Source organism: Actinomyces sp. HPA0247, assembly GCA_000411415.1.
Classification (GTDB): Bacteria; Actinomycetota; Actinomycetes; order Actinomycetales; family Actinomycetaceae; genus Pauljensenia.
This window is the reverse complement of record KE150450.1, coordinates 611208-631443: the sequence shown is the minus strand read 5'-3', so window position 1 is coordinate 631443 and position 20236 is coordinate 611208. Positions and strand designations below refer to the sequence as shown.

The following is a 20236-nucleotide window of genomic DNA, read 5'->3' as shown; positions in this document are numbered from 1 at the left end:
CGTGCCTGCGCGCCGGGCTTAGAAGTTTCCCTCCGCCAGCTCTCGCAACGCTGCCTTCTCCAGCTCTGCTTGGCCCAGCAACTGTTTGAGGCGCGCGTTTTGCTCACGCAACTCACGCAGTTCCTTGGCCTCACTACGATTCATTGACCCATAACGCTGACGCCACCGGCACAACGTCGCCTCACTGATACCCAGCACGCGGCAGGCCTGGGCCGTACTCATGCCCTCACCTCGCAACGCTTCGGCCTTCTCCAGCTTCACGACAATCTGCTCAGGCGTGTGCTTCGAGAACTTCCTCATGGTCATCCATTCTGCCCGGCCACAAGCAGCCGGGACTACTCAGAACAACCCTCTCAAAACAAACGGTCCGAAAAACCCAGACCCCTCCACCAGGAATGTCACCGTTTCGCAGGTGTGTTCGCGGCATATCCAGCGTCGTTTGTGGCACCGGATACGCGCCGGAACCCCGGCCGAAGGCGCGTCGATCACCTCCACCACCACACGCCCATGACCGTGAGCGATCACCCCACAACCCGGGCAGCCAACCAGCTGGTTGCACGACTCAACATCGAGCACCAGAGCCTGTGGGGTGCGAGCCACGCTCATCAGATGGAAGCCCTCCAAGTCAACGAGCAGATCACACCGACCACAACGATCAAGCGACTCAGAGCAACAGCAGGTAGGGTGAGACACCGCCCGAGGTCCTTGAAGACAGCGGGGGTAGAAGTCCGCTCATCATCAAGGACCTCGACTTCTACCCGCAACCCCCGACCAACACCCGGTCACCCATACTCAACTCGGAAGAGCCAGTTTGCCTTCGAGCGCACTCAAAGGTTTAGCGTAATAGACATGTTGGAAGAACGGTTAGAGCAAGCCCTTAGGCTCGCGATCGATCCACCCGGAGGGCTAAATACTGCGGCGTTGCGCGACCTGATTAGAGATGACGAGAACACTCAGTGGGATATCGCTACCACTGCCGAGTATTTGGGAATCAGTGCACATACGCTGCGCTATTACGAACGCGTAGGGCTGGTGAAAGTAGGACGCGACGCATCCGGCTATCGGCTTTACGATGCTGCGGCTGTACGGCGTTTGGTTTTTATTACCCGAATGCGGGTCTCTGGAATGTCGATTGCCCAACTCCAGCATTACATCTCCTTGGTTGAACAAGGTGCAGAAACAGTGCAGGAGCGTCTTGATTTGATGCTGGAGCATCGCGACATCCTTCGGCAACGAATAGAGGATCTTCAGTTATCGCTGGCAGCTACCGAATTCAAGATAGCAATGTATCAGAAAGGTTCCCGTCCATAATGAGTGATCAGTACGATATTGATTCCGTCGATAACCAGCGACGTCGTGATCTTGGATTGCAGGTTCTCTCCCGTATCGACGGAGACGCTGGTCAGAGTGTTATCGAATCACTTTCCGCGTCAAACCCTGCTTTAGGACACCACATCGCCGCATTTGCTTTCGGGGATATTTACGATAGGCCCGGTCTGGATGCGCGCAGTCGCCAGTTAGTAACAATTGGCGTATTGACTGCATTAGGCGGATGCGAACCTCAACTTAAAGTTCATGTTGGAGCGGCACTCAATGTCGGGATTTCCGAAGAGGAAATTCAGGAAGCTATCCTGCACGCCTCAGTGTACTGTGGCTTTCCACGAGCACTGAACGCTACTTTTGCAGCACAGGAAGTAATTGAGTCACGGCGGAAGGACAGGTAAGTTGATGTGGAGGTGCTGTATGCATCAGTTTCTGTTTCGGTCTAGTTGGCCATCAACTTGAAAAAAAATTCTGGGTTTCCTGTCGAGTAGTACTGGTACCAGGTGTTGATTGTCTCTACCGGGTAGACGTCAAGGTACTCCAGTATGGCTCTTGCTCGGTCCAGTCCGGCGGCTGAGTTGGCGGTGATGAGGTTCTTGTCCACCCAGACGTTTTCAGTAGCGTCCCGCATAGTGGTGTAATCGTGGGTGGTCGGCCTGTTGCTTGTTATGGGTGCGGTCACTGCGTCAATTACATGCCCAAAGGCTCTGATCGTTGGACCCCGAGCGACGCAAACCTGGACGTCATCGCTGACGATTGGAGTAGTGCCCCGGCAAAACGCCCCACTGGGACGCACCCAAGCAACGCCTCGAACTGCTGCTCAGGACATAACCCGTCTTGCAACCACCCCTAGAATCCGGCCTCTCCCTCCTCGAACGGGGGTGTGATAGTTCCGTGTCGGTCGATAAATCGCGCGGGCTTCAACGGCGCGTCTCGAACGACATTGAGGAGCCGGTTGAAGGTTTCCATCGCGGCTTGACGGTTGGAGGGAACGAACTCCAGAGCGGACGCGTACAGACTGATCTGATGACCCTGACCTGACAGGGCGTTAGCCAAGCTTGCTAGCGGGTTGGCTCGTGTACGTTCTTCAATAGCTCTCACGATCCAGGAGCGACATTCGTCGACATCGTCAGTCCAGGTACGGAATACCTGCCCGGTGAGTTCTTGGTGCCAGGAGTAGTCGTCCGAACTGCTGGTTAGTGTCCATCCCGGCCACAGCGCATCGAAATCCTCCAGGTGCATGTCCCTGTCCTGGAGCGACCACCAACGCAACGAGCGTGCTCGGTAGTCCACGAATATCCCCGTGGTCGGAACATAGTCACCCAAGGTCTGCTCCCACGCATCCGATTCATCCGGTAGCCGGGAGGCGACCTCGCGAGCCAAAGCCAGGAAATTCTCAGGACCGCATCCAGTAAGATCATCCAGGAAGCCGTAGGCGCGCCAGGTGACCAAGGTGCCGTCTGCCATGCGCACGGTGATGGGATCAACTCCGTGCCACTCATCCCATGGCTCTAGACTGGGCGTGCGATCACAAGGCAAACGATCAGAACGGTGTGTGAAGATGGTGGCCGGATCGACGCCCGCAGCCCGAAGAGTTCCCCTGGTTCCTTCGGCTGACCAGGCGGCCGTCCACCCAGGCCAGGTGTGCTCAACGAGGTAGTTGATAAGTCGAGGCATGTAGAGTGCCTCGCTCTCCTCTGCCCACACGACCAGTTTCCTGGTCTCGTCGATCAGAAGTGTGCCCTCAATCCACGTCGCCCCCTTCCAAGCATGCGGATCATCAACACCCATCGGAGACATACAACGCACACGCTCGTAGGTGGCTTCCATACCGTCGATCGCAATGTCCAGTCCGACCGTTTGGGCCGCCGAGTGGTTGTAGTAGATCTCCCAACCAGAGTAAGTCTTAAGCAAAACACCTAACCGGGAACCCATCGTGACACCTCCAATTGGGAGAACAATTTGTCCGACACTATACGTTCCTGAACGTCCTTGCTAGCCGGTGGTGCGCTCGATCAGGGTCGCGCACGCACTGGCCTGGCCACCTGCGCCACTACCACACAAATCGCTTTCACCCCATGACACTGCCGACCAACATTGGTCAGACACCCGCAAACGAAAAGACTCCGGACTTATCAAATCCGGAGCCAAAATGGAGCGGGCGACGGGAATCGAACCCGCCTCTGAAGCTTGGGAAGCTTCCATTCTACCGATGAACTACGCCCGCAATTCATCGTCCCGAAGGAATCGACCCGTCGATCATATCGTCACGCCGGATAGGCGCGCAACTGACGCCACTTGCAGGTTCGATAAGGAAGATAAGGAACAGGCGCCGCCAGGTGCATGCCGCTGACGTCTGCCGTCCACATCCCGCGCGCACACGGGCGCCAGATACACTGGGCTCGCCTGACTGATTGGAGTTCCCATGCCTCGTCCCGTGGTGGCCGCCGCGATCGTCGATTCGCTGAGTGCGCCCACGAAGCTGCTCGCCTGTTCGCGCGCCTACCCGCAGGAGCTGCGCGGCCAGTTCGAGCTACCCGGCGGCAAGGTCGAGGATAATGAGGATCCAGTACAAGCCCTCGCGCGCGAAATTGAGGAGGAGCTCGGCGCGCGCCTCACCATGGGTGAACGCGTGTGCCCGGAGGGCGGCCAGTGGTGGCCGATCCTGGGTGGACGCGTTATGGGCGTGTGGCTCGCTGAGGTTGCATCGAACTCGCAAGAGCCGCGCGTGGGCGCGTCGCACCTCGAGGCCCGGTGGGTGCCCCTCGCCGACCTGGGCGATCTGCCTTGGATCGTCGCAGACTTCCCCATCGTCGAGGCCGTGGTTGCCCACTGCGCTCGCTGAGGATTGGCAACCGGCACGCAGCCACAATTTGACGACACTAAGGGGAAAGATGTCAGAATAAGCGCATGCCGAAGATTATTGGGGAGTCCCTTGCCTCTCACCGCGAGCTGACTCGCACGCGCCTGTTCGAGGCCCTGGGGTCGCTCATGGGCGAGCAGTCCTTCGAGTCGATCACGATGAGCCAGATTGCGGAGCGTGCGGGTGTTGGCCGCACGGCGGTTTACAACCACTTCGCGGATAAGGAGGTGCTCCTGCTCGCCTACATGCGCGAGGTCACGGGAGAGTTTGCGCGTGTGCTGACTCAGCGCCTCGAAGCCGAGCCGGATCCCCTCATGCGCCTGCGTATCTACATTCGCTCGCATCTGCAGATGATCGGCCGCTACCACGTGAAGGCTGGCATGAGTCTGCGCCGCCACATGTCCGGCCAGGGCGCCTCGCACCTGCATGATCATGCGGGTGTTGTGGGTGAGGTCCTCATCGGCATCCTCGACGAGGCCATGGAGCGTGGGCTGATCGCTCAGCAGAATACGCTCGGTGCGGTTCACCTGATTCACGCGACGCTGCAGGGGCAGCGTCTGCCGCAGGATCCGGAGCATCGCGAGTCTGCGCTCACGCTGGTGGAGACGTTCATTTTGCGAGGCTTGGGCGCCTCGGAGGAGAACGTGCGCCACGTCACGACCGCGGATCTTCCTTCCGGGGAATAGTGGGCGCGCTGCGTCCGTTGAATAAGACAGTTCACGCGTGGGCATCAAGCCTGCGCCTCGACCACCGTCGGGTTAGCCGGCGACAACAGGAGAATCATGGCTACCGTTACTCTCACGCAGGAGAACTTCGAGCAGACCGTGTCCGCCGGCGGCATTGTGCTGGTGGATTTCTGGGCGACTTGGTGCGGCCCGTGCCGCCAGTTTGGCCCCATCTTTGAAGAGGCTTCCGAGAAGTACCCGGACATCGTGTTCGGCAAGATCGACACGGATGATCAGCAGCAGCTGGCGATGGCCGCGCAGATCACGTCGATCCCGACCCTCATGGCGTTCCGCGATGGCATCGCGGTGTTCCGCCAGTCCGGCGCTCTGCCGCTGTCCGCGCTCGAGGATCTGATTTCGCAGATCCAGAACCTGGACATGGATGACGTGCGCAAGAAGATCGCCGAGTCCGAGCAGGCCTGAGCGACACAACGTGGGGAGGGCCCCGAGGTATGACGCCTCGGGGCCCTTTCGTCTATGAGCGTTGGTGCGTGCGCCACTCGCGCGCCGCTCACGCGCGGCTCACGCAGTGAGCCCTCGCGGGAGGCGGCGCGTGATGAGTTCGTGGTCGGCGTGGTCGCCCACCATGAAGGAGTAGTCGCCGACGATCTCGAAGCCGTGGCGCGCATAGAACCGCTGCGCCCCGTAGTTTTCGCTCCACACGCCGATCCAGATCGTGCGCGGTCCGTCGCGCTCGAGCCAGTCCAGCGCGGTGCGCAGCAGCGCGGTCCCGCGGCCCCCGCCCTGGTGTCCCTGCAGGATGTAGAGGCGCTGAACCTCGCCGTCGCCGGGTGCGACGTCGGGGTGGGGCAGGTGCGCCGGGCATGCGGTCACGTAGCCGATGGGGGCTTGTGAGACGGACGAGGTCGGGGCCTCGTCTCTGGGTTCGGGCGTGCCCGGGAGGTCGTCGGAGGAGAGCGTCGCCCTGGCCTCGTCAACTGGCTCGTCGAAGAGGAGCCATGTCGCGCGCTCGGGGTCGTTGAGCTCGGTGCGCAGGACGGTGGGGGAGTAGGCCTCGTCGAGGAAGGCCTCGAGGTCGGAGGGTGCGTAGAGGTGCCCGAAGGTCTGCGTGAAGCAGGTGCGCGAGAGGTGGGAGAGTGCCTCGGCGTCTGCGGGCGTGGCGCGGCGGATCATGGCGGCCTTTCGTCGGTTTGTTTCCATCGTAGGGGGATGGAAGTGGGCCGCCCAAACGGTGGAACCGCCCCTGAGAAAACCCTGATAAGAAGCGGAAACCTTGCTGCGCGATTGAGGCGCACCTTACAATTGAGCAACGCCGTTCATCGAAGGAGACGCACGTGGCACACAAGACCCGCACCGCGCAGGTGCTCGACGTTGTCAAGGTTCTGGCCTGGGTAGTTATCGCTATCTCCTTGGTGAAGTTCGCGTTCTTCCCGGCCGCCCAGGAGGACGAGGGGACCGACGGGATGGATCCGGGCGGCAGCTTCGGGCAGATGACGACCGAGGTGGGCCGCGCCGACATCACGAACACCGTGAGCGTCACGGGGACGATCCAGGCGGACGAGCCGGTCGTCGCCCGTGCGACTCTGGACGGCAATGTCGTGCGGACCTTCGTCAACGATGGCGACAAGGTGTCTAAGGGCGACTCCCTCGTCCAGATTCGCAAGGAAATCCCCGGCGAAACCCGTCAGGTCACCGACGAGGACGGCAACGTGAGCGTTGAGACCGCCGACCCGACGTACAAGTACGAGACCGTCGTGTCGCCCGGTGACGGAACGGTGTCGACGAGCGTGCTTGTCGGTCAGCAGTTCGCGATCGGCGACACGGTGGCGACCGTCGCCCCGGCGACTTTCTCAGCGGTCGCTTCCCTGAGTGCGGACCAGATGTACCGCCTGCAGGACGCGCCCTCCACGGCGACCGTCACCATCAAGAACGGTCCCGCGCCCTTCGAATGCTCGGGTGTCAAGCTGGTGAGCCCGACCGGCAAGCAGCAGGATCCGAAGGCGAACGCGGGGTCCGATAACGGCACCTCGTCCTCGACGGACCTGAAGGCCCGGTGCGCGATCCCCGCAGATCAGACGGTGTTCGCGGGCCTTCAGGTGACCCTCGAGATGACGGCCGGCTCGGCGACGGGCGTCCTCGCGGTGCCGATCTCCGCGGTCGAGGGGCGCTACCAGTCCGGCTACGTCTACCTGCCGACCGCCGACCCGACGAAGCCTGACAAGCGCGCCGTCACCCTGGGTATCACCGACGGCAAGATGGTCGAGGTGAAGGAGGGATTGACGGAGGGCGAGGAGATCCTCGAGTTCACCCCGACCTCGAACAAGGACGATCAGGGCGACCAGGACGGTCCCTTGGGCGGCGCGGACTCCGGTCGGGCTGGCGGCGCGGGCGGCTCGAACGGCGGGGCGGGCGCGCAATGAGTCTCGTGTGCCTGCGGGACGTGACCCGCACGGTGACCCTGCCTGACGGGGAGGATCTGCATATCCTGCGCGGCGTTAACCTCGACGTCGCCGAGGGCGAACACGTCTCCATCGTGGGTCGATCGGGCACCGGCAAATCCACGATGCTGAACATCATTGGCCTGTTGGATGCCCCGACCTCGGGCATCTACGAGCTGGACGGGGTGGATACGACGCGCCTGGGGGAGGGGCGTCGCGCGCGGATGCGCGGGGAAGATTTCGGCTTCGTGTTCCAGCAGTTCAACATCTTTTCGGCGCGCACGGCGGCCGAGAACGTCGAGGTTCCGCTCCTGTACGCGCCGGGCCCGCAGCTGTTGCGCAGGCGCTCGATCGCGCTCGACATGCTGGAGCGCGTAGGGCTGGCCGATCGCGCCGACTCGTACCCGGGTGAGATGAGCGGAGGCGAGCAGCAGCGCATCGCGATCGCGCGCGCCCTCGTGCGCCGCCCGCGCGTGATCCTCGCCGACGAGCCGACGGGCGCCCTCGATCCGGACACGGGCCGCGTCGTCATGGCTCTCCTCGAGGAGGTCGCCCGCGAGTCCAACGCTGCGCTCATCGTCATCACGCACGACATGGCGGTGGCCGCGCGAGCCCAGCGCGCCTACGAGCTCTACGACGGCACGCTGCACGAGGTCGAGGACGCGTCCGCGCTCACGCACCGCGCGGAGGCCGGGCACTCGGGCGACGAGGCCGGGGCGCGCAATGCGATGCCCGAACCTCCGCCGGCGCCCGCCGACGACGAGGGAGCGCGGAGCGGCGAGGGTGTGCGGACTGATGAGGGTACGGGGACCCACGAGGACGAGCAGGCCTCGGACCCGGCGACACCGCGGGAGGTGGAGCAGTGAACGCTGTCAGCCAGATTCTGGGTGCGCTCATCGAGGCCTGGGGCGAGGTCAAGGTCCAGAAGGCGCGAGTCGTCCTCTCCCTTGTGGGCGTGGTCGCGGCCGTCGCTGCGATGACGATCGTGATCGCGCTCGGCGACCTGCTCCTGCAGTCTTCGCGCGAGTTGGCGGAGCTCTACGAGGGACGCTCGGTCACCTTGCGCCTGACCCCCGAAAGCTCCTCGGCCTCGCCGGAGGGGCCATCAGGCAGCGGCCCGTACCAAGATGTGTCCGGGACGGGAGCCGATGCCTCGCCGAGCGGCGAGCAGAATGCCAAGCGCCCCGACGAAAAGGACACGATCGGGGAGGCCATGGCCACCCTGGCCGACAAGACGGACATCCACTACTGGTCGCGCTTTTCCAGCGGGGGTGGAGAGATCGTCGAAGCCCGCCAGGCCAGGGCCAGCGGGCAATTCCGCGGCTACCCCCTGACGAAGGTCGGCGACATGATCGACGGCGTCGCGTTCCAGGGCGTGGACCCCTCCTACGCGGTCATTTACCGCACCCGCATGCTCGCGGGACGCTGGGTCGAGAGCAGCGATGCTGACCAGCGCCTGATTCCCGTCGTCATCTCGCAGTCCCTCTGGGATCAGCTGGGGCGTGCCCCCATCGACCAGGTACCGATTGTCCTGCACACGAGCGACGGCGTCGCGATGCGCGTCGTCGGCGTCACCAAGTCGAAGAGCTCCTACGACATGCCAACCGTGTTCGCGCACTACGACGCGGCGCGCGTGTCCTTCCCGCAGATGACCTCCCCGGCCATGATCGCGTGGGTGGGCACCGAGAACGCCGACCAGGCCCGTGAGAACCTGCCGCGCGCCCTGGCCTCGATCCTTGGCGAGGGATGGCGGGTGTCCGTCTCCGGCGGCGAACACGAGGACATTGGCGAGGAGCAGCTGGGCACGATCTCCAACGTCATCATGGTCATCGGCGGCATCATTGTGTTCCTGGGCGCCCTGGGCCTGCTGAACGTCGCCATCGTGACCGTGCGCCAGCGCGTGCGTGAGATCGGCATTCGCCGCGCCGTCGGCGCCTCCGCCGCGCGCGTCTTCTTCGCCGTCTTCATGGAGTCCGTCGTCGCGACCTTCGTCGCCGGCGTCATCGGTGTGGGCATCGCGGTCGTCGTCGTGCGCTTCCTGCCCCTCGAGGCCCTCGGCGTCACGCTCAGCGACACACCGGCATTCCCCGCTGGGGCCGCCATCGCGGGCGTCGCCATCTCCACGAGCATCGGCGCCCTGTGCGGGATCATCCCCGCGCTCGCGGCCGTGCGCATCAAGCCGATCGACGCGATCCGCTACTGACTGACCGACGAGGCCGTGGGTGCCTCCCGGGGCCGCGTTCCTCGGGTGAAGGGTCCCCGGCCCCGGCCTCGTGCTGAGAGTGTTAGCGGGGGAGCGTGACGCGCTTCGTGTCCTCGTCGTAGACGATCATGCCGTCTTTGAGGAGGGCGCGGTACACGCGTGAGGGCTGGTAGCGGTCGCCGCCGTCGATGCGGGCGACGTCGAGGACTCGGCGTTTGGTGAGCCCTTCCTTGCCTTCGAAGTGGGCGGTGCGCAGGGCTTTCATGATGCGGCCGCGCGCCTGGCGGTCGGTGCCGACGTAGGGCTGGGGCGTGGGGCGCTTCTCGTCCTTGGGGTATCCGGCGGCGGCCCACGCGCAATTCGCGTGGATCGCGCACTCGTCGCACGAGGGGCTCAGCTGGGTGCACACGAGGGCGCCGAATTCCATGAGCGACAAACTGACGTCGGCGGCGGCGTGTCCATTTTCTGGGAGGAGGGCTTCGGCGCGGGTCGTTTCCGCTTTTGAGGGCGTGGAGTGGGGCGGGAACTCCCGGCCATCGAGAAATCTGACCAGCACGCGACGGACGTTCGTGTCCAGGACGGGCACGCGGATTCCGTGTCGGAACGCGAGGAGCGCGCTGGCGGTGTAGGTGCCGACGCCCGGCAGCAGGGTGAGTTCCTTCATGGTGAGCGGGACCTCGCCGTCGTGCTTCTCGACGATCGCGGACGCGCATGCCTTGAGGCGCAGGGCGCGGGAGGGGTATCCGAGGTTTGCCCAGGCGACGATGATGTCTGCCGAGGATGCGGCGGCGAGATCGGCGGGGGTAGGCCAGCGCTCCATCCACTCAAGCCAGATTGGCTGGACCCGTGAGATGGGGGTCTGCTGGCTCATGATTTCAAAGACGAGGGTTCCCCAGTCGGAGACGTCCTGCGCGCGCATGGGGAGGTCTCGTTGATGTGCGGCGAACCATTGGGGCAGGTCGATCAGGAGCGATCGCGAGGCCTCGGCCGTCGGATTTGTGAACACCCAGTCAGTCTATGGAAGAAAGTTGCAATGCGACGAACGAAAAAAATTAACCTGTGATCCCTAACATAAAAAGGGGAGGATGTTGTACAAAATATGAATGCTTCGGTAGTCTGACCGTGTTTTCAGAAAGCACCCCTGTCCCAGGGGCCATCAACACATAGGAGACAATATGTCCGCTCCTCAGCAGCCCGGCTACAACGCTCCCGTCCAGGGCAAGTCCCGCATGGTCGCCGGCCTTCTCAACCTGTTCCTCGGCGGCTTCGGCGTCGGTGACTTCTACCTCGGCTACACCCAGTACGGCATCTACAAGATCGTCATCTCCCTCGCCTTCGTGATCCTGGGCTTCCTGGATCTCGGCTTCCTCTCGACCATCATCACGCTGCTCAGCTACGCTTGGTCGGTCGTTCTGCTCGCATGCGCCGTCATGACCTTCATGGGCAAGTGGATCTACGAGAAGGACGCCAACGGCGTTCCCACCGTCTGAGCACCTGCGTTCCGCGCGTGATGCGCGCGTAAGACTCCCCCGTGGGGCCCGGCTTCATGCCGGGCCCCACGTCTTTTCATTGGCGGAGCGTGCTCTCGAGGGTGAGAGTGATCGTTTGTGGGGTGAGGAACCGCGGCACGGGTCCGCGGTCTCCGGGATGAATCTGGGGCGTTTCGGGGTGGACGCGACTCCCGCACGAGGGCGTGGGCACGCTAGGCTATGTCAGTACGGCCGTTCGCGGCCCCCACGACAACCGAAAGGCTCACCCATGACGACGCCCGACCCGCAGGCCACTCCCTTCTCCCCTGAGGATCCCGCGAAGGTTCCCGCCCCCGAGGTCCCCTCGGCCGACTTCTCGATTCCCGGCGCTCCCGCGGTTGACGCTGCTGGCGAGATCCCGGTCCCCGAGGTTCCGGCGTTCGACGCGGTTCCCGCGCCCGATACTGCTGCGGCCCCCGACGCCGTCCCCGCGCCCGAGGCGCCGTCCTTCCCCCAGGCCTCGGCCCCCTCCTTCGACGAGGCGACAGCGACGCCCGGCTCGACCACCTACGGCACTGCCTACGATGCTACGTCCGCCCAGGCGGGCCCCGAGACCGCCGCGAACCAGGCCCCCTACGGTGCGCCCGAAGGTGCGCAGCCTGGCTATGGCGCGCAGCCCGGTTACGAGCAGCAGCCCGGTTTCGAGCAGGCCGCCTACGCCGCGGGCCAGCAGGCCTACGGACAGTCAGGTTACGCGCAGCCCGCGTACGGCCAGCCCGTCGTCGGCGCCCCCAAGCAGTGGATCGTCGCCCTGCTCCTGGCGTTCTTCCTGGGTGCCCTGGGCATTCACAACTTCTACCTGGGCTACACCGCTAAGGGCGTCATTCAGCTGATTCTGACGATCACCATGATCGGTGCGCCCATCGCCGCCATCTGGGCGCTCATCGAGTTCGTCTTGATCCTGGCCCACTCCGGCTCCTACGCCTACGACGCGCAGGGTCAGCCCCTCCAGTGATTCGCTGAGGCTGTTGTCGCGGCGCTGAGTGTGCGACAATCGTGTCATGCTGCTCAGTGACCGCGACATCAAAGCCTCCCTGGACTCCGGGCGTATCCAGCTCGACCCGCTGGACCGCGATTTGGTTCAGCCGGCCAGCATTGACGTGCGCCTGGATCGCCTGTTCCGCCTCTTCGACAACCACCGCTACCCGGTGATTGATCCTGCGGCGGATCAGTCGGACCTCACTCACCTGGTGGACGTGGGCCCCGACCAGCCTTTCGTCCTGCACCCCGGCGAGTTTGTCCTGGGAGCCACCTACGAGCTCGTCACCCTGGGTGATGACATTGCGGCGCGCCTGGAGGGTAAGTCCTCGCTGGGCCGCCTCGGCTTGCTCACGCACTCGACGGCGGGCTTCATCGACCCCGGTTTCTCCGGTCACGTGACCCTCGAGCTGTCGAACACTGCGACGATGCCGATCCTGCTTTACCCCGGTATGAAGATCGGGCAGCTGTGCTTCTTTGACCTGTCCTCCCCGGCCGAGCACCCCTACGGCTCCCAGGGCCTCGGCTCTCACTACCAGGGCCAGCGCGGCCCGACGCCGTCGCGCACCCACGAGCGCTTCACGCGCACCCGCATCGAACGGTAAGCCTCGATGTCGGCCCTTCCCCCTCCGCTGCCGTCCCGGCGTGAACGCATGCGCGCCGAGCGTGCCGAGCGCGCGGCTCGCGAGATGAACTATCCGCCTGCGCCGGATCCCGCCGACCTGCCCGAGCCTCCCGCTCCCGAACCCGCGGATCTGCCGGTGCCGCCGCTGCCGGAGCCGCCCGCGCCGACGCCCGTCATGGGTGTCCCGCAGGCGCACGCCGCCCCGCAGGGAAGCAGCCGCCACGAGGCAGGGGTCGGCATTCCCCCGGTCGCGCCCTCCCAGACGCGCACGGGTGTCATTCAGGGCGTCGCGCTGCCCGGCATGACTCCGCGCGCCGAGCAGGTCACCAACAGGGATGAGGCCCCCCAGGCCTCGCCGGTGAGGCGTTCCCTCAAGGAACGGATGGCGGCCACCCCTCATTCCTTCGCGGATCCGACGCCGATGAGCGCGACGGACAATCCGCTCACGCAGACGAACGTCGGGCTGGCGACGATGACCTCGACGGACGCGGCCTTCCAGATCGCGGCCGACGGCGAGGTCACGAGCGCGGAGGCCGCCGTCCCGATCGCCGCCGCCATTGAGGTGAGCGAGCCCGCCGGCGTCATCGACCTGGAGGACGCGCGCGCCCATCATCTCTTCCTCGTCTCCGACGCTGTCGATCCCGCCGAACTGGAGGCGCTCGCGATCTCCATGTGGGACGAGGCCGGCTGGATCGCCCCGGGACGCCTGCGCCTGTCCTCCGAGGCTGAGCTGGAAGGCCCGTGGGCGCTCGACCAGCCGACGCGCGCAGCGCTGGGTACCCCGGCCTCGCTCGCGAACGCGTGGGTCCTGCGCTGCCCGCAGGCGCACGCCCGCCAGCAGAATAACGGCGTCATGGGCGAGTGGGACAAGGCCTTCCCCGAGGGCCTGCCCACGGGCTTGGAGTATCGCGTGCTCGAGGCGCTGCGCCGCATGGCCCGCCGTCTCGCCGGCGGCCTGCGCATCGCGGGCAGCGGCTACGTCATGGTCCCCGACGCCGACTCGGCCGTGAATCTGACGGTGTACTCGCCGCGCTGGATTAATCCCGAGGACCTGCTCTCCGCGATGCGTGAGCGCGCCGGGTTCGAACAGATGAAGGACGCGCGCGACATCGCGCCCGAGGCCCCCAAGCCCCCGCCGCTCACCCCCGCGCAGATCGCGCAGATCGAGAAGCTGAAGGCTGAGCTCGGCCCGGTTCGCAAAGACATTGCGTCCAAGATCGCGAAGGCGCGCGAGGAGCTCGAGGCCCAGCACGACCAGCCGCAGGTCGTCGACGGGTACGCCCTCATGAGCCCGATCGGGCACCGCTCCGACATGATGATCGAGGTCCACGCCGTCCCCACGCCGCCGCGCGTCCTGCGCTGGGAGCCGTGGACGGCCGGGGCCATCATCGAATACCAGGTGCGTTGGCTACCCACGTCCGCGCCGACGCCGGGAGCGGGGGCGATGAGCCGCACCGCGCGCCTCGAGCGCCTGCGCTCCACGCAGGACGTGGAGAAGGCCGCCGGCATGATCGCGACCCTTGTGGGTGGCAACGTCGTCGACGAGGACGGCTTCCTCGTCGGCCTCGAGGAAATCTCCTCGGAGGATGAACAATAGGTCGCATCCGTAGAAGGAGCGCCGCGCGCCCGCTAGGGTAAGTATGTTTGCAAACCACTACGAACGAAAGGGCACATCATGAAGCTCTCCGCACGTAACCAGCTCCCCGGCACCGTCGTTGAGGTCTCCGAGGGCGCCGTGAACGGCATCGTCAAGATCGAGGTGGCCCCCGGCCTGGTCATCTCCTCGTCGATCACGAACTCCGCCATCGAGGAGCTCGGCCTGACCGTCGGTTCGAAGGCCGTCGCCGTCATCAAGGCTTCCAACGTCATCGTTGGTGTCGAGGACTGATTGTTCTGAGGTTGACGGGCGGCCCCGCAGGTTTTCCTGCGGGGCCGCCCCTTTGTTTGCGGTGCTTGCGCGCGATAGGTGATGCGTGGGCGCGCGATGTGCGCGCTGTGTTGCTCGGCGTGCGCGCGTGCGCTACTGCCCGCGCTTGACGGATTCGAGCAGCATGACGGCCACGTCGCGCACCTCGGGGAGCTTCCCGCCGGGCGAGGCCGTGGCCCCCTCGGCGCTCGAGGAACCCTGATCGGCGGCGTCGGAGGAGACGAAGCCGGCGGACGTGCCCGAGGCGGAGCCGAGCATCTGGGAACAGAAGGGGCAGGCCGTCGCGACGACGTCCGCGCCCGTGGACGCGGCCTCGACGATGCGGGCGTCGGCGATGCGGGTCCCGCGCGTCTCCTCGAACCAGGCGTGCGCGCCGCCCGCGCCGCAGCACATCGCGCGGTCGCGATTGCGCGGCATCTCGACGAGCTCCACGTTCGGCAGGGAGCCCACGAGCTCGCGCGGCGGGGAGTAAATCTTGTTGTGGCGGCCCAGGAAGCAGGCGTCGTGGTACGTGACCTTAAGGGGCGCTCCGACCCAGGGAGCGCCCGTGGAGGGTGCCGTGTCCGAGGAGGCCGCCCCGGCCTCGTCCGTGGAGTCCGCGCCCGTAGATGCAGCGGAAGTGGGGGCCACCGGCGTGAGGAGGCCGTCGCGCACGAGGCGGTTGAGGAGCTGCGTGTGATGGACGACGTCGAAGGAGCCGCCCAGCTCCGGGTACTCGCCGGCGATCGTGTTGAAGCAGTGCGCGCAGGAGACGACGATCTTCTGGGGCTTGGCTTCCTTGAGCGTGTCGATCGCCTGGGCGGCCAGCATCTGGAAGAGCGCCTCGTTGCCGGCGCGGCGGGCCGGATCGCCCGTGCAGGACTCGCCCGAGCCGAGGACCGCGAAGGACACGCCCGCCGTGTGCAGCAGCTCGGCGACGGCGGCGCTGGTCTTCTTCGCCGTGTCGTCGTAGGCACCCGCGCAGCCCACCCAGAACAGGTAGTCAACCTCGGAGGCGTCCTCGATGTCCTCGCCGACGATGGGGATGTCGAAGTCCAGCTTCTTCGCCCAGTCCATGCGCTTGCGGGCCGGCTGGTTGTAGGGGTTCGCCTTGGATTCCATGCCGCGGAACGCGCGGCCCAGCTCGCGGGGGAACGCGCCCTCCATGAGGACCTGGTGGCGGCGCAGGTCGAGGATGTGGTCGATGTGCTCGATGTCGACGGGGCACTGTTCGACACAGGCACCGCAGTTCGTGCAGTCCCACAGGACCTCTTCGGAGACGACCTCGGGGACCAGGGGAGCGGTGACCGCGGAGACGCCCTCGGGGCCGGTCGCGCCCGACAAGGACAGGGCGGAGACCAGGTCGAAGGAGTGCGGCGAGGCCGGCACGCCCTTGTCGAGGAGGACCTCCCCGTCCTCGAGCTTCTGGTGGCCCTCCTCCTGCTCGACGATCTGCACGTTGGAGGCGGACTCCATGTGGTCGCGCAGGCCCATGATGAGGAGCTTGGGGGAGAGGGGCTTCTGGGTGTTCCACGCGGGGCACAGCTCCTGGCAGCGGCCGCACTCGGTGCACGAGTACAGGTCCAGGCGCGCCTTCCACGAAAAGTCGTCGGTTGTGCCCACGCCGAGGACCGTGTCCTCGGGGAGGTCGTCGAAGTCGTCCTCGCTGGTGACGGGCTTGCCGTCAATGAGCATGTGGTCGGCCGGTCCCAGGGACTTCGTGCCGTCGGCGTTGCGGCGCGTGTACAGGTTGAGGATCGCGACGAAGCGGTGCCAGGCGACGCCCATGCCGGTCTGGATGCCGACGACCGTCAGCCAGATCATGGAGGTGAGGACCTTGAGGGCGCTGACCAGCACGATCGCGTTCGCCAGCGAGGTGGCCGAGGAGGAGGCGGCGGCCGCGAAGAGCGCGCCGAGCCAGGCGGTGAGCGGGAAGTGCAGGGCGGTCGCGTGGGCCTCGAGGCCCGGCGTGAGGCTGAACAGCGCGTATTCGAGGCCGCGCAGGGCCACGACGCACGCGCACACGATGAGGATGACCCACTCGACGAAGAGAGCCTGCCAGCGGGTCGAACCCAGGAAACGGGAGGCCAGGCCGCGCGGGGAGGAGTCGCGCGGGTGGGGCTTGGTCAGGGACGAGGGCGGGGTGCCTTCTGGGTCGGCCGCGGCAGCAGCGGCGTCGGGATCGTCGTTGGAGAGGGCCGCCTCGGCGGCCGTGCCACGCCCGGCGCGCTGGCGCACGACCATCAGGGCGATGATGCCGGCCAGGCCGCCCCACGCGAAGACCTCGGTCAGCCACTCCCACGGCGCAAAATGGCCGAGGAGAGGCAGCGTGAAGGTCTGAACGCGCAGCTGAGCGTAGCCCGTGACGAGGGTGAAGAAGAGGATCGGGAAGGAGACCATGACCAGCCAGTGGGCCGCCTTGATCCAGGGCCGCCCCTTGAACTCGCGGTGGGTGAGGGCCGCGGAGACGACGCCCCACGCTCGCTTACCGACGGGGCTCAGGCGCCCCGGGTCGGGGGTGCCCGCCGAGACCGTGCGCCACATGTGGGTTAGGCCTCGTGCGAACGACAGGACGGCCAGGGCGCTCACCAGCAGGGCGAGTCCCCACATGATGGCGCTCAGCGTCGGATTGGCCACGTTTCCTCCTCAAGATTGCTGCACTCCATTGTGTCATCTCGGCAGTGGAAAGACCGATTCTGCCCCGCAAAGCGTGCGCAATTACGCGCTGTGCGTCGTGTTTGCTGGGCCTGCGTGTGCTCGCCACAACGTGGATATGTGCCACGGTCGCGCAAAAAGTGTGGGAGAGTGAGAGCGTGCTTCCCGTCTCGCAGCCAGACATGACACTGTCCGACCAGGAAATCTTCGGAGACGATCACCCGCATGATCACTGCGGCGTCTTCGGAGTGTGGGCCCCGGGCGAGGACGTTTCCCGCCTGACCTACTTCTCCCTCTATGCCTTGCAACACCGCGGCCAACAGAGCGCCGGTATTGCGACATCGAATGGCAAGCAGATCCTCGTGTATAAGGATCAGGGCCTCGTGTCGCAGGTGTTCTCCGAGCAGTCCCTGCAGGGCCTGCGCGGCCACATCGCCCTGGGCCACGTCCGCTACGCGACGACCGGCGCGGACGTGTGGCGCAACGCCCAGCCGACGCTCGGCCCCACCCCCACGGGCACGCTCGCCCTGGGCCACAACGGCAACCTCACCAACACGGTCGAGCTGCGCGAGCTCGCTGCCGAGATCGCCGACGACGGCGAGGACTTCGAACGCGGCGCCTCCACCGACACCTCCCTCGTGACCGCGCTGTTGGGCATGGCCGACCGCATCCCCGGGCCGACCCCCTTCATCGCGTCCCCGTCCGTGACGCCTTCGAAGGCCGATGGGGACGAGGCCGCCCCGGCCTCGTCGGTGGACGACCTTGAGCCCGCGCCCCTCGTCGGCGCCGCCCTGAAGGTCCTGCCGCGTATCAAGGGCGCGTTCTCCCTGGTCTTCATGGACGAGCACACGCTGTACGCAGCGCGCGACCCGCACGGCTACCGCCCGCTCGTGCTCGGCCGCCTGGCCTCCGGCTGGGTCGTCGCCTCCGAGACCGCGGCCCTCGACCTGTGCGGCGCGACCTTCGTGCGCGAGGTCGAGCCCGGCGAGCTCATCTCGATTGACGCGTCGGGCGTGCACTCGCGCCGCTTCGCCGTGCGCCGCTCTAACACCTGCGTCTTCGAGTACGTGTACTTGGCCCGCCCCGACACGACGATCGGCGGGCGCAGGATCGTGGCCGCGCGCCACGAGATGGGCGCCGCCCTGGCGCGCGAGAACCCCATCGACGCGGACCTGGTGATCCCCACGCCCGACTCGGGCACGCCCGCCGCGATCGGCTACGCGCAGGAGTCCGGGATCCCCTTCGCCCAGGGCTTGGTCAAGAACGCGTACGTGGGCCGCACCTTCATCCAGCCCACGCAGTCCCTGCGCCAGCTGGGCATCCGCCTCAAGCTCAACCCCCTGCGCGAGGTCATCGAAGGCAAGCGCCTGGTCGTCATCGACGACTCGATCGTGCGCGGTAACACGCAGCGCGCGCTCGTCAAGATGCTGCGCGAGGCCGGGGCTGCCGAGGTGCACATCCGCATCTCGTCCCCGCCGGTTGCGTGGCCGTGCTTCTTCGGTATCGATTTCCCGACGCGGGCCGAGCTCATCGCCTCGTCCATGAGCGTCGAGCAGGTCCGCGAACACCTGGGCGCCGACTCCCTGGCCTACCTGTCGATCGACGGGATGGTCGCGGCCACCGGACAGGGCAACTCCCTGTGCCTGGGCTGCTTCACCGGCGAATACCCCGAGACGATCCCCGCCGGGACGCCCGTGCCCGGAACCCCCGAAGCCACCCCCTGCTAACCTCCACGCCCGCGACGCAACCCCTGCGCCGCGGGCGTCGTTCTCAACCCGACCACCCAGACACGGCCTCGTCGAGCGCCACCTTCGAAAGGCACCACCCATGACCGACACTCCCCTGGACTACGCGACCGCTGGCGTCGACACCGCTGCGGGCGACCGCGCCGTCGAGCTGATGAAGAGCGCGGTGGCCGCCACCCACGACTCCACCGTCCTGGGCGCGACCGGCGGATTCGCCGGCATGGTCGATGCCTCGGCGCTGCTGGGCATGGAGAAGCCGCTGCTCGCGACCTCCACCGACGGCGTGGGCACCAAGATCGCGATCGCGCAGGCCATGGACGTGCACGACACGATCGGCCAGGATTTGGTCGGCATGGTCGTCGACGACATCGTCGTGATTGGCGCGCGCCCCGTCCTGATGACCGACTACATCGCCTGCGGGCACGTGGTCCCCGAGCGCATCGCCGCGATCGTTACCGGCATCGCGCGCGCCTGCGAGGCCACGGGCACGCCCCTCATCGGCGGCGAGACCGCCGAGCACCCCGGCGTCATGGAGCCCGACGACTACGACATCGCGGGCGCCGCGACCGGCGTCGTGGACGCCTCCAAGCTGCTGGGCCCCGAGCGCGTGATGGACGGCGACGTCGTCATCGCCATGGCGTCCTCGGGCCTGCACTCCAACGGCTACTCGCTGGTGCGCTCCGTCGTCTCCCGCGTTGGTGCCTCGCTGGAGTCCCACGTGGCCGAGTTCGGCCGCACCCTCGGCGAGGAACTCCTCGAGCCCACCCGCCTGTACACGCGCCTGTGCCTGGACCTGGTCGAGCGCTTCGGCGTTGAGGGGATTCACGCCTACTCGCACGTGACCGGCGGCGGCCTGGCCGCGAACCTGTCGCGCGTCCTGCCTGTCGGCGCGGTGGCGACGGTTGACCGCTCGACGTGGACCATTCCCGCCGTGTTCGACTGGGTGCGCCGCGGCGGCGACGTCACCTGGGTCGGCATGGAGGACTCCCTGAACCTGGGCGTCGGCATGGTCGCCGTCGTCTCCGCGTCCGTGGCCTCCGAGGTCCTGTCCGCGATCAACGAGGCCGGGGTGGCCGCGTGGGTCCTCGGCTCCGTCACGTCGGCCGGCGCCGACGGAACCGTGGCCGGCTTCGGGTCGGTTGCTGATTTCGGTGCGGACTCCTCCGGCGTGCGCCTCATCTCCGGCACGAAGGGCGTGCAGGCGGGCGCCGTGCTGCTGCACGGCGAGTACCGCGTGGGCTGAGCGAGGCCTGTTGGGCGTGAGCGCGCGAGAGGGGTCGAGGCC

The 20236-nt window shown here is 66.2% G+C and carries 22 protein-coding genes and 1 tRNA gene; 15 read left to right on the top strand and 8 right to left on the bottom strand.

Annotation, left to right across the window (positions count from 1 at the left end; genetic code table 11):
• Positions 1-18: 18 nt before the first annotated feature.
• Positions 19-300: a transposase gene (locus HMPREF1478_RS02620; protein WP_016460308.1), complete on the bottom strand. Its 282-nt coding sequence runs from the start codon at positions 298-300 to the stop codon at positions 19-21.
• Between the two features lie 39 nt (positions 301-339).
• On the bottom strand, positions 340-606 hold the full coding sequence (locus tag HMPREF1478_RS10265) for a transposase family protein (protein ID WP_083940062.1): 267 nt from the start codon (positions 604-606) through the stop codon (positions 340-342).
• Positions 607-849: 243 nt separating this feature from the next.
• Here HMPREF1478_RS10265 and HMPREF1478_RS02615 point away from each other — a divergent pair, with 243 nt between their 5' ends.
• Together HMPREF1478_RS02615 and HMPREF1478_RS10260 are read left to right on the top strand one after the other, a co-directional pair.
• Positions 850-1311: a MerR family transcriptional regulator gene (locus HMPREF1478_RS02615; protein WP_034474850.1), complete on the top strand. Its 462-nt coding sequence runs from the start codon at positions 850-852 to the stop codon at positions 1309-1311.
• Positions 1311-1724, top strand: a complete 414-nt coding sequence (locus HMPREF1478_RS10260) for a carboxymuconolactone decarboxylase family protein (protein ID WP_083940061.1) — start codon at positions 1311-1313, stop codon at positions 1722-1724. Before HMPREF1478_RS02615 ends, HMPREF1478_RS10260 begins: the two co-directional genes overlap by 1 nt.
• A 41-nt stretch (positions 1725-1765) precedes the next feature.
• Here HMPREF1478_RS10260 and HMPREF1478_RS02610 read toward each other — a convergent pair whose 3' ends face one another.
• The 3 genes from HMPREF1478_RS02610 to HMPREF1478_RS02600 form a co-directional block, all read right to left on the bottom strand.
• On the bottom strand, positions 1766-2005 hold the full coding sequence (locus HMPREF1478_RS02610; RefSeq protein WP_141764724.1) for a hypothetical protein: 240 nt from the start codon (positions 2003-2005) through the stop codon (positions 1766-1768).
• A 167-nt stretch (positions 2006-2172) separates the two neighbouring features.
• Positions 2173-3237 (bottom strand): hypothetical protein, encoded by a 1065-nt coding sequence (locus HMPREF1478_RS02605; protein ID WP_232207408.1) that lies wholly within the window; start codon positions 3235-3237, stop codon positions 2173-2175.
• Positions 3238-3476: 239 nt separating this feature from the next.
• A tRNA-Gly gene (locus HMPREF1478_RS02600) sits at positions 3477-3550 on the bottom strand.
• Positions 3551-3748: 198 nt separating this feature from the next.
• On the opposite strand from HMPREF1478_RS02600, the gene HMPREF1478_RS02595 reads away from it, so the two are divergent.
• The 3 genes from HMPREF1478_RS02595 to trxA all read left to right on the top strand — a co-directional run bounded on the left by HMPREF1478_RS02595 (position 3749) and on the right by trxA (position 5334).
• A complete protein-coding gene (locus HMPREF1478_RS02595) occupies positions 3749-4168 on the top strand; it encodes a (deoxy)nucleoside triphosphate pyrophosphohydrolase (RefSeq protein WP_016460529.1) in 420 nt (139 codons plus the stop codon).
• 65 nt (positions 4169-4233) lie between these two features.
• On the top strand, positions 4234-4872 hold the full coding sequence (locus HMPREF1478_RS02590; RefSeq protein ID WP_016460528.1) for a TetR/AcrR family transcriptional regulator: 639 nt from the start codon (positions 4234-4236) through the stop codon (positions 4870-4872).
• 96 nt (positions 4873-4968) lie between these two features.
• A complete protein-coding gene (gene trxA, locus HMPREF1478_RS02585; RefSeq protein ID WP_016460527.1) occupies positions 4969-5334 on the top strand; it encodes a thioredoxin in 366 nt (121 codons plus the stop codon).
• A gap of 99 nt (positions 5335-5433) precedes the next feature.
• On the opposite strand, the gene HMPREF1478_RS02580 is transcribed toward trxA, so the two are convergent.
• Entirely contained in the window at positions 5434-6045 is a 612-nt protein-coding gene (locus tag HMPREF1478_RS02580) for a GNAT family N-acetyltransferase (RefSeq protein ID WP_016460526.1), read from the bottom strand.
• A gap of 161 nt (positions 6046-6206) precedes the next feature.
• On the opposite strand from HMPREF1478_RS02580, the gene HMPREF1478_RS02575 reads away from it, so the two are divergent.
• Genes HMPREF1478_RS02575 through HMPREF1478_RS02565 form a run of 3 tightly spaced genes read left to right on the top strand, consistent with a single transcriptional unit; the run spans position 6207 to position 9513 of the window.
• A complete protein-coding gene (locus tag HMPREF1478_RS02575; RefSeq protein ID WP_016460525.1) occupies positions 6207-7292 on the top strand; it encodes an efflux RND transporter periplasmic adaptor subunit in 1086 nt (361 codons plus the stop codon).
• Positions 7289-8176 (top strand): ABC transporter ATP-binding protein, encoded by an 888-nt coding sequence (locus tag HMPREF1478_RS02570; protein WP_016460524.1) that lies wholly within the window; start codon positions 7289-7291, stop codon positions 8174-8176. Before HMPREF1478_RS02575 ends, HMPREF1478_RS02570 begins: the two co-directional genes overlap by 4 nt.
• Entirely contained in the window at positions 8173-9513 is a 1341-nt protein-coding gene (locus HMPREF1478_RS02565; RefSeq protein ID WP_016460523.1) for an ABC transporter permease, read from the top strand. Before HMPREF1478_RS02570 ends, HMPREF1478_RS02565 begins: the two co-directional genes overlap by 4 nt.
• An 82-nt stretch (positions 9514-9595) precedes the next feature.
• On the opposite strand, the gene HMPREF1478_RS02560 is transcribed toward HMPREF1478_RS02565, so the two are convergent.
• Positions 9596-10432, bottom strand: coding sequence for an HhH-GPD family protein (locus tag HMPREF1478_RS02560; protein ID WP_016460522.1), 837 nt, complete (start codon positions 10430-10432; stop codon positions 9596-9598).
• Between the two features lie 256 nt (positions 10433-10688).
• Between HMPREF1478_RS02560 and HMPREF1478_RS02555 the strand changes: the two genes are divergently transcribed.
• The 5 genes from HMPREF1478_RS02555 (at position 10689) to HMPREF1478_RS02535 (ending at position 14533) form a co-directional block, all read left to right on the top strand.
• Positions 10689-11003: a TM2 domain-containing protein gene (locus HMPREF1478_RS02555; RefSeq protein WP_016460521.1), complete on the top strand. Its 315-nt coding sequence runs from the start codon at positions 10689-10691 to the stop codon at positions 11001-11003.
• A 268-nt stretch (positions 11004-11271) separates the two neighbouring features.
• Positions 11272-11997, top strand: coding sequence for a TM2 domain-containing protein (locus HMPREF1478_RS02550; protein WP_016460520.1), 726 nt, complete (start codon positions 11272-11274; stop codon positions 11995-11997).
• 46 nt (positions 11998-12043) lie between these two features.
• A complete protein-coding gene (gene dcd, locus HMPREF1478_RS02545) occupies positions 12044-12625 on the top strand; it encodes a dCTP deaminase (protein ID WP_016460519.1) in 582 nt (193 codons plus the stop codon).
• Between the two features lie 6 nt (positions 12626-12631).
• Complete coding sequence (locus HMPREF1478_RS02540) at positions 12632-14242, top strand: hypothetical protein (protein WP_232207407.1); 1611 nt, start codon at positions 12632-12634, stop codon at positions 14240-14242.
• A 78-nt stretch (positions 14243-14320) separates the two neighbouring features.
• Positions 14321-14533 carry a TOBE domain-containing protein gene (locus HMPREF1478_RS02535; protein ID WP_016460517.1) on the top strand — a complete coding sequence of 71 codons (213 nt, stop codon included), beginning with the start codon at positions 14321-14323 and terminating at the stop codon, positions 14531-14533.
• 132 nt (positions 14534-14665) lie between these two features.
• Here HMPREF1478_RS02535 and HMPREF1478_RS02530 read toward each other — a convergent pair whose 3' ends face one another.
• On the bottom strand, positions 14666-17188 hold the full coding sequence (locus tag HMPREF1478_RS02530; RefSeq protein ID WP_016460516.1) for a (Fe-S)-binding protein: 2523 nt from the start codon (positions 17186-17188) through the stop codon (positions 14666-14668).
• Positions 17189-17364: 176 nt separating this feature from the next.
• Here HMPREF1478_RS02530 and purF point away from each other — a divergent pair, with 176 nt between their 5' ends.
• Together purF and purM are read left to right on the top strand one after the other, a co-directional pair.
• Positions 17365-18933, top strand: coding sequence for an amidophosphoribosyltransferase (purF, locus tag HMPREF1478_RS02525; RefSeq protein WP_016460515.1), 1569 nt, complete (start codon positions 17365-17367; stop codon positions 18931-18933).
• A 100-nt stretch (positions 18934-19033) separates the two neighbouring features.
• The gene (gene purM, locus HMPREF1478_RS02520) at positions 19034-20194 is read left to right on the top strand and encodes a phosphoribosylformylglycinamidine cyclo-ligase (protein ID WP_016460514.1); all 1161 of its coding nucleotides are present in this window, start codon (positions 19034-19036) and stop codon (positions 20192-20194) included.
• Positions 20195-20236: the final 42 nt, after the last annotated feature.